The following is an 8,238-nucleotide window of genomic DNA, read 5'->3' on the forward strand; positions in this document are numbered from 1 at the left end:
TCTCCTTGGGATGGCGTCAGGCGCCGGGGTTGCTCAGCACGAGGTGGCCGACCGCGGTGTTCGAGGCGGGCACGTGGTAGAACCGGTGATCGACCGACGGCGCCCCGCCCGCGAACTGGTCGTCCATCGCGCCGCGCGCGATGAGCCAGTCGACGAGCTCGATGCCCTCGGATCCCGCCTCGTCGACGTACTCCATGTGCGACCACTCGGTGAGGCCCAGCGGGTCGGCGATGAGGTGGTCGAGGAACGCGTTGTCCCACTCGGCGTTGATGAGGCCGGCGCGGGGGCCCTGGAGCTGGTGGCTCATACCGCCGGTGCCCCAGATCTGCACGTTGAGCTCCTCGCCGTCCCACTTGTCGAGGGCACGGCGCAGGGCCCGGCCCAGCTCGTAGCAGCGGCGGCCCGAGGGAACGGGGTACTGGACCACGTTGACGGCGAGCGGGATGACCTTGCAGGGCCACTCCTCCACGTCGCCGAACACGAGGGAGAGCGGCACCGTGAGTCCGTGGTCGACGACCATCTCGTTGACGAGGGTCAGATCGAAGTCGTCCTGGATGATCGACTGCGCGAGGTGCGCCGCGAACTCCGGGTAGCCCTTCACGTCGGGCACCGGACGGGGACCGTAGCCCTCGTCTGCGACCGGGTACTCCGCGCCCGTGCCGAGCACGAAGGTGGGGACGATGGACGCGTCGAACGCGGTGGCGTGGTCGTTGTAGACGAGGATGACGACGTCGGGAGTGTTCTCCTTGGCCCACTGGCGCGTCCACGTGTACCCGTCGAACACCTTCTTCCAGTACGGCTCCTCGGTCTTGCCGAGGTCCATCGCCGCACCGATCGCCGGCACGTGCGAGGTGAACAGTGCGGAGGTGTACTTGGCGGGCGCGTCCGGGCGCATGACCTCGGACTTCTCGGTGCTCGGCGGCGTCCAGCCGTCGAGGTCCTTGAGGCGGTTGCCCTCGGGACGACGTCCGCCGCCGATCATCATGTCGCGGTACGCGGCCTCGCTCATCCCGGTCATCGAGCCGGCCATCTGCTGGAAGCTCAGCCCGTGCGTGGCGCCGATCTTGCTGAGGAAGTAGATGTTGCCGCCCTCGGCCATCATGGCGTTGAGGTCGAGATCCAGCACCGCCTGGCGGGCGACCGGCGTGAGGTCCCACTCGTCGAGGTACGCCTCGCGGTCGGCGAGGTACCGCTCGCGGTTCTCCGGCTTCATGAGGGACATCGAGAGTTGGTTGAGCTGGTAGCCCTTCCGGGCCTGCTCGGCGTCGAAGATGATCGTGCCGGGGACGTTCTTGTACGGCTTGTCGAGTGCCATGTCAGTTTCCTTCGGGCCAGTAAAGACGGCGCGGGTTGTCCACGAGGAGCTTCTGCTGAAGCTCGGCGGTGGGGGCGATGTGCGGGATGAAGTCGACCAGCAGCCCGTCGTCGGGCATGTGGTCCTTCAGGTTGGGGTGGGGCCAGTCGGTGCCCCACAGCACGCGGTCGGGGAACTCCTCGACGACGCGACGGGCGAACGGAACGACATCCGTATAGGCATTCTGCTCCCCGTCGAGGGCCCGCGGGCCGGTCGCGGAGAGTCGCTCCGGGCAGGACACCTTGGTCCACACGTTCGGGTTCTCCCGCATGAAGCGCAGGAACAGGCCGAACTCGGCTCCGTCGGGGTCCTTCGTGACGTCCGGCCGGCCCATGTGGTCGACGACGACGTCGGTCGGGATGGCGGAGAAGAAGTCGTACAGCTCGGGCAGGTCCTCGGCCTCGAAGTAGATGACGACGTGCCACCCGAGGGGGGCGATCTTCTCCACGATCTCGCCGAGCGACTCGGTCGGCACGCGGTCGACGAGGCGCTTGACGAAGTTGAAGCGGACGCCGCGGACGCCGGCGGCGTGCAGCTCGGCGAGCTGCTCGTCGGTGACGTCGCGGCGCACCGTCGCGACGCCGCGGGCGCGCCCGCCGCTGCGCTGCAGGGCGTCGACGAGAGCGCGGTTGTCGGCGCCGTGGCAGGTCGCCTGGACGATCACGTTGCGGTCGAAGCCGAGGTGGTCGCGGAGCGCGAAGAGCTGGTCGGCCGAGGCGTCGCACGGGGTGTACTTGCGTTCCGGCGCATAGGGGAACTGCTCCCCCGGACCGAAGACGTGGCAGTGCGCGTCGACGGCGCCGGCGGGCAACGTGAACGTGGGCGTGGTCGGGCCGTCGTACCAGTCCAGCCAGCCGGGCGTCTTCTCGAAGCCGCCGCTCGTGTCTCCGTGTGCCATGTCAGTCCTCCACGTACTCGAGGCCGGCCTTCGCGAGCGGTTCGCGCATGCCGTAGAGGTCGAGGCCCAGGACGCCGTCGCGGAACTTCTGCCGCTTCGACTCCTCGAGGTCCTCGCGCTTCTGCGACGCATCCGCCACCGCGCCGACGAGCTCGCGCGGGACGACGACGACGCCGTCGACATCCGCGACGACGACGTCACCGGGGTTGACCACGGCGTTGGCGACGACGACCTGGACGTTGACCGAGCCGAGCGTCGCCTTGATGGTGCCCTTGGAGTTGATGGCGCGGGAGAAGACCGGGAAATCCATCTTCTCGAGGTCGGCGACGTCGCGGACGCCGCCGTCGATGACGAGGCCCTTGCATCCGCGCGCAGTGAGCGACGTGGCGAGCAGCTCGCCGAAGAAGCCGTCCTCGCTCTCCGTCGTGCAGCCGGCGACGAGGACGTCGCCCTCCTGCACCTGCTCGGCGGCGACGTGGAACATCCAGTTGTCGCCGGGCTGCAGCAGGACCGTGACCGCAGGGCCGCACAGCTTCGCACCGCTGTAGGCGGGACGGATGTAGGGACGGAGGAGCCCGACACGGCCCATCGCCTCGTGGATCGTGGCGACGCCGAACTGCGACAGGCGCGCGACGTCGGCCGGGTCGGGCCGTTCGATGGTGGTGCGGACGATGCCGAGGTTGTTCAGGCGGGTCATGTGGTTCTCCGGGTGGGTCTCAGAGGCCGCGGGCGGCGAGGGCGCGGTTCAGTCGGGGGTAGACGCGGCGGGCATTGCCCTGGAAGACCTGGACCCGCTCGTCGTCGGTGAGGTTGGGGGTGGCATCGACGTAGCGCTTCGTGTCGTCGAAGTAGTGGCCCGTGCGGGGGTCGATGTCGCGGACGGCGCCGATCATCTCGCTCGCGAAGAGGATGTTGTCGGTCGGGATGACCTCGGTGAGGAGGTTGATGCCCGGCTGGTGGTAGACGCACGTGTCGAAGAACACGTTGTTCAGCAGGTGCTCTTCGAGCTCGGGCTTGCCGAGCGCCATGGCGAGGCCGCGGAAGCGTCCCCAGTGGTACGGCACCGCGCCGCCGCCGTGCGGAATCACGAACTTCAGGTCCGGGAAGTCGCGGAAGAGGTCGCCCTTGAGCAGCTGCATGAACGCCGTCGTGTCGGCGCCGAGGTAGTGGTCGCCGGTGGTGTGGAACTGCGGCTTGCAGGAGGTCGAGACGTGGATCATCGCCGGCAGCTCGTACTCGACGAGCTTCTCGTACAGCGGGTACCAGCTCTTGTCGGTCAGCAGCGGCGCGGTCCACAGCCCGCCGGAAGGGTCGGGGTTGATGTTGACGGTGACGACGCCGAGGTCGTTCACCGCGCGGTCGAGCTCGGCGAGGACGGTCTGGGGGTCGACGCCGGGCGACTGCGGGAGCATCGCCCCCGGCAGGAAGCGGTCGGGGAAGAGCTGCGCGACGCGTGCGACGAGGTCGTTGCAGATGCGCGCCCACGTCTCGCTCACGGCGAAGTCGCCGATGTGGTGGGCCATGAAGGACGCGCGCGGGCTGAAGACGGTGACGTCGCTGCCGCGCTCGTTCATGAGCTTCAGCTGGTTGGCCTCGATCGTCTCGCGGATGTCGTCGTCGCTGATGTGCAGGTCAGCCGGGTTAGGCGCCTCGCCCTTGCCGTCGGCGAACGCGATCTGCAGGTCGCGCCAGGCACCCAGGGGTGCGGGGGCCGTCGTGTAGTGGCCGTGGATGTCGATGATCAACGCGTGTCGTCCTTGTCACTTGCCTGTCACTGCCGGGGTGCTTGCACCCGACTTTAGGCGCGTTGCGAGTAATGGTCCAATAGATGGAGAGCGTCTGCCGAATAGATATGATCTATTCATGGCCTGGGCGGATCTGAACCAGTTGCGCACGTTCGTGGTGCTGTACGAGCAGCGGAGTCTCACCGCCGCCGCCGAGCAGCTCCACGTGACCCAGCCGACGGTGAGCTACACGCTCGCCCGACTGCGCGAGCGCTTCGCCGACGACCTCTTCCGCCGTGAAGGACACGTCATGGCCCCTACCCCGCGGGCCGTGCAGCTGTTCGGCCCCCTGCACGAGGCCCTCGCCCAGATCGACGCCACGGTGAACGACCCGGACACGTTCGACCCGGTGGGCTTCACCGGCGACCTGGCACTGGGTCTCACCTCGATCGGCGAGCAGACCTTCCTCCCGCCGATCATGGCCGCTCTCTCACGCGAGGACGCCCGCGCGCGGCTGAAGGTGGAGCGGCTCGACTCCGACCAGGTCGAGGACGGTCTCGTCCGCGGCACGATCGACCTCGCGCTGACCGTCTCCCTGATGGGCACGCCCCGGCTGTGGCGGACGCGGGTGCGCAGCGTGGAGTACGTCGCGCTGTCGTCCGGCGCGCACCCGTTGCCGCCGACCGGGCCGAACATGTTCGCCGGTCGCCGGTTCATCCGCGTCTCGGTGCGCGGCGGCCATGTCTTCCCGCTCCAGGCCCTCACCGAGCACGGGCTCATGCCGCAGGTGGCGCTGACCATCGAGGAGTACTCGACGGTTCCCGCCGTTCTCGAGGCGACGGATCTCGTCGTCTTCCTCCCCCGTCACGTCGCCGAGGTGTTCTGCGGCTGGTTCCCGAGCCTCCGCATCGCCGACCTGCCGTGGCCGGGACAGAGCACGCCGGTCTCGCTCTACACGCGCAGCGATACGAGCCTGTCCCCCGCGCAGCGCTGGTTCCGGCAACTCGTCTCGGATGCGGTCTCCGCGCCCGCAGAGGAGGCGGGTAGCCCGCGCGGCTGACGCTACGCGGGCGCCGGCTCGGCCGGAGCGACGACGAACTCGTACACGTACCGGAACGGGTACCGGTCGGCGTACTCGGGCGGCACGTCCATCCCTTCGATGGATTCGACGACGAGCTCGTACGTGCCCGGCTCGGCCCACTCGTCGACGGGGATCTCTGCGGAGAACGCACCGGTGTCGTCGGCTTCGGCCATCTGCTCGAAGAGGGAGGATGACAGCCGCACCGGCATGCTCGGCGGGAAGCCTTCTCCCCGGATCGTGAGGGCGCCGCCGGGCTGGACCGGGGAGGGCTCGACCGTGACCGTCGGGGTGGGATCCGGGGTCGGCGTCGGGGTGGGATCCGGAGTCGGCGTCGGGGTCGGCGTCGGCGTCGGATTCGGCTGCGGCGCGGGAGAGGGGTCGGGTGTGGGCGCCGGAGCGGGGGACGGCGCCGGGGCGGGCGCCGGAGCGGGGGCGGGCGCCGGGCTGATGCGCGGCGCCGGCTGTGACGGCGCCGGCGGCGTCGACGGCGTGACCGGACGCGCCACCGGCGTCACCACCGGGTCCGACCCGGGGGCCTCCGCCGCGGGCGCGGGCGTGATCAGCCGGCCGCGGGCGTCGAACAGGATCTCTCCGGCCTCGCTCGGCTCGACCTCGACGCTCGTCGAGTGTTGTGCGACAGCACCTGTGGCGGAGTCGACGACCCGCACCGCGACGGTCCGCGTTCCGGCGCTGTCGAAGGTCGCCCACGCCAAGCCGCTCGAAGAGACGGTCTCGTAGATGCCGTCGCCGTCGAGGTCGAACTCGTACCGGGCGCCGGTGCCGGCCAGCTCCGGCGAGAACGCGGAGACCAGGGTGGGGGTTCCGGCGTAGGCGAGTGACACCGCGCGCAGCCGCGTGTTCGCCGCGGCGTCCGCAGCCTCCCCCACAGACACCGTCTCGCCCGCGTCGCGCGCGTCGAGCGCCAGCATCCACTCCCGGTACGCGAGCTTGGCGATCTCGAGCGCGTCCTCGGACGCCTCCTCGGGGAACGCGTCGGAGTAGTAGTCCAGATGGTCGCCGTAGGCGCCGGTCGCCAGCTTGAAGAGGCCCTCGAGCGGGGTGAACTCGCAGATGGGGTCACCGGCATGGCAGATCGCCGACCCGAGATCGCGCGCCCGGTAGTAGGCATCGAGGCCGGCGCCCTGCGCCTCGTCGGCCTTCCATCGGATGATCCCGATGCCGCCGATCCCGGCGGCGCGCACCCCGAGGCCGTAGGGCTTCTGGTAGGGATCCCCGATGTTGACGACGCCGAGCACGGAGTCGGGATTCAGCTCCGCCGTGTGCCGGGCCGCCATCGCGCCCTGCGAGTAGCCGACCGCGACGAACTTCGGCTGCACGGGGCATCCCTCCGAGCCGGCGAGGTACTCCGAGATCAGGTGCGTCGCGGCCTCCGCCCCGCGGGTGGCGGAGTGCAGCAGCCGGGATGCCGAGAAGCTCAGCGCCGAGTCGAGGGTGCTGGCCTCGGTGATCGCCGCGATCGCGTCATACCCGAACGGCTGATCCGCGCCGGCGGGCCCGATCGGCACGACCGGAATCCGGTCGGCGGTGAACCCCTCGTAGACCGTCGTCGAGAGTGCATCGAACAGCCCGTCGAGGGTGACACCCTCCCAGCCGTTGGTGACGAGCTCGGACTCGCCGTAGCGGAACGCAGCGCCGGCGTTGCTCGTCTCCCCTGCGGTGAGGTTCCCCTCCCCGCTCCCGCGAAAGGCAAGGACGACCAGCGGAGCGCAGCGGGCTTCGATCTTCTGATCGAACCGTCCGTACTGAGGTTGCGCGAAGACGACGAGGTACGTGACGAGGAGCGCAACGGCCAGCACCGCCGCCGACCCTGCCGTCCAGATCAACTTCGTCGTTGCACGAGCGCGCGCCACAATGCTCACCTTCCGTGGCGCAGGCGATCAGGGCGCCATTCGGGTGACGTCGATCCGGGGGGTGATCGTGAGATGCCGCGCCCTCACGGCTACAACATATCGAATGCGCGGGAAGACGACGCACGTGGGTGTGTGGGGCCCGCGTCAGCTCTTCTTGCGGTTCCAGCTGGCCTTCGCGGGTGTGAGCGGGCTCCGCACGTGGATGGCCCACGTCGAGTGGGGATGGATGCGCAGGAGGGCCGTCTCGTAGAACGCCCGGGCCTCATCCGAGAGCGTCGGCAGGACGGCATCCTTGTCGACCTCGTCCTCGGGGCGGGGGCGGAGCGCCTTCCAGACCAGCTGCACTTCCGGGGCGCCGGTCGGGATGCCGTCGATATCGAGCACGGCGCGGTCCCACGGCAGCTGCAGCCGCGGGTCGCGGCGGTAGAGCCAGGCCCGGTCGATGCCGTCCTCGACGTTGACCTGCAGCACCCGCGCGCCCTTCTTGTCGTCATGGATGAGGACGGGCTGGATGTCGGCATCCTCGGGCGCCTCGTCGAACCGGACGAGGTCGTCCTCGTCGAGCATCGCCCAGGCGGTGAACCCGGCAGGCAGCGCTTCGATGAGCCGCGCCAGGTCGCGGGAGGTGGTGCTCACGTCGGTGTTCCCGCGCTCGCGGATCGGGGCACCGAGCCAGCGGTCCAGCGCCGCGCCCCCGGAGAGCCACCACCGAGCGGGTGTCCCCGCGAGGAGGGCCGCCACGGCGTCGGGCGCCAGTCGCTCCCAGGGCGTCGCGGGGGTCGGTGCGGGGGATGCCATGGGGACGAGCCTAATCTCGGTCACGCTTCGCTGACGGAGGATGATGGGTCCATGGCCAGTCCGCACCGCCCGGGCCTCCGGGTCACGGCCGGGGTCACGATCCCCGAGTCGGAGCTCTCGTGGCGCTTCTCGCGGTCGTCGGGCCCGGGCGGGCAGGGCGTGAACACGGCGGACTCCCGCGTGGAGCTCAGCTGGGATGCCGCCGGTTCGGCTGCGCTCTCGCCGCACCAGCGTGAACGTGTGCTCGATCGGCTGAGCGGCCGACTGGTCCGCGGCGTGCTGACGATCGCGGCATCCGAGCACCGTGCGCAGCTGCGGAACCGCGACGCGGCGCGCGAGCGATTGGCGTCCATCGTGGCGGACGCCCTTCGCCCACCTGCGGCGGCGCGGAGAGCGACGAAGCCGACTCGCGGTGCCAAGGAGCGCCGATTGAGCGAGAAGCAGCGGCGCACCGACATCAAGCAGCTGCGCCGCCGGCCGATCGACTGAGCCGGCGGCGAGAGCATCCCCGG

The 8,238-nt window shown here is 70.0% G+C and carries 8 protein-coding genes; 2 read left to right on the forward strand and 6 right to left on the reverse strand.

The window, feature by feature from the left end:
• Nucleotides 1-16: 16 nt before the first annotated feature.
• The 4 genes from MSA03_RS10910 to MSA03_RS10925 are packed head-to-tail and all read right to left on the reverse strand — an operon-like array spanning nucleotide 17 to nucleotide 3,997.
• Entirely contained in the window at nucleotides 17-1,315 is a 1,299-nt protein-coding gene (locus MSA03_RS10910; RefSeq protein ID WP_147051010.1) for a protocatechuate 4,5-dioxygenase subunit alpha/beta, read from the reverse strand.
• A gap of 1 nt (nucleotide 1,316) precedes the next feature.
• On the reverse strand, nucleotides 1,317-2,252 hold the full coding sequence (locus MSA03_RS10915) for an amidohydrolase family protein (protein ID WP_147051011.1): 936 nt from the start codon (nucleotides 2,250-2,252) through the stop codon (nucleotides 1,317-1,319).
• Nucleotide 2,253: 1 nt separating this feature from the next.
• Nucleotides 2,254-2,949: a 4-carboxy-4-hydroxy-2-oxoadipate aldolase/oxaloacetate decarboxylase gene (gene ligK / locus MSA03_RS10920; RefSeq protein ID WP_036273193.1), complete on the reverse strand. Its 696-nt coding sequence runs from the start codon at nucleotides 2,947-2,949 to the stop codon at nucleotides 2,254-2,256.
• Nucleotides 2,950-2,968: 19 nt separating this feature from the next.
• Nucleotides 2,969-3,997, reverse strand: a complete 1,029-nt coding sequence (locus MSA03_RS10925; protein WP_147051012.1) for an amidohydrolase family protein — start codon at nucleotides 3,995-3,997, stop codon at nucleotides 2,969-2,971.
• Between the two features lie 118 nt (nucleotides 3,998-4,115).
• On the opposite strand from MSA03_RS10925, the gene MSA03_RS10930 reads away from it, so the two are divergent.
• Nucleotides 4,116-5,036, forward strand: a complete 921-nt coding sequence (locus tag MSA03_RS10930) for a LysR family transcriptional regulator (RefSeq protein WP_147051013.1) — start codon at nucleotides 4,116-4,118, stop codon at nucleotides 5,034-5,036.
• 2 nt (nucleotides 5,037-5,038) lie between these two features.
• On the opposite strand, the gene MSA03_RS10935 is transcribed toward MSA03_RS10930, so the two are convergent.
• Both MSA03_RS10935 and MSA03_RS10940 read right to left on the reverse strand, forming a co-directional pair.
• A complete protein-coding gene (locus MSA03_RS10935) occupies nucleotides 5,039-6,874 on the reverse strand; it encodes a cutinase family protein (protein ID WP_170245487.1) in 1,836 nt (611 codons plus the stop codon).
• Between the two features lie 198 nt (nucleotides 6,875-7,072).
• Nucleotides 7,073-7,726, reverse strand: a complete 654-nt coding sequence (locus MSA03_RS10940; protein ID WP_147051015.1) for a nucleotidyltransferase domain-containing protein — start codon at nucleotides 7,724-7,726, stop codon at nucleotides 7,073-7,075.
• Between the two features lie 51 nt (nucleotides 7,727-7,777).
• Here MSA03_RS10940 and arfB point away from each other — a divergent pair, with 51 nt between their 5' ends.
• Nucleotides 7,778-8,215 (forward strand): alternative ribosome rescue aminoacyl-tRNA hydrolase ArfB, encoded by a 438-nt coding sequence (gene arfB / locus MSA03_RS10945; protein WP_147051016.1) that lies wholly within the window; start codon nucleotides 7,778-7,780, stop codon nucleotides 8,213-8,215.
• Nucleotides 8,216-8,238 lie beyond the last annotated feature (23 nt).

Origin of the sequence: Microbacterium saccharophilum, from assembly GCF_007992455.1 — a bacterium.
Taxonomy (GTDB): domain Bacteria; phylum Actinomycetota; class Actinomycetes; order Actinomycetales; family Microbacteriaceae; genus Microbacterium; species Microbacterium saccharophilum.

What these genes read in the sequence shown, in the direction of transcription:
- MSA03_RS10910 (WP_147051010.1), bottom strand. Translation starts at nt 1,315, where the DNA reads ATGGCACTCGACAAGCCGTACAAGAACGTCCCCGGCACGATCATCTTC.
- MSA03_RS10915 (WP_147051011.1), bottom strand. Translation starts at nt 2,252, where the DNA reads ATGGCACACGGAGACACGAGCGGCGGCTTCGAGAAGACGCCCGGCTGG.
- ligK (WP_036273193.1), bottom strand. Translation starts at nt 2,949, where the DNA reads ATGACCCGCCTGAACAACCTCGGCATCGTCCGCACCACCATCGAACGG.
- MSA03_RS10930 (WP_147051013.1), top strand. Translation starts at nt 4,116, where the DNA reads ATGGCCTGGGCGGATCTGAACCAGTTGCGCACGTTCGTGGTGCTGTAC.
- MSA03_RS10940 (WP_147051015.1), bottom strand. Translation starts at nt 7,726, where the DNA reads ATGGCATCCCCCGCACCGACCCCCGCGACGCCCTGGGAGCGACTGGCG.
- arfB (WP_147051016.1), top strand. Translation starts at nt 7,778, where the DNA reads ATGGCCAGTCCGCACCGCCCGGGCCTCCGGGTCACGGCCGGGGTCACG.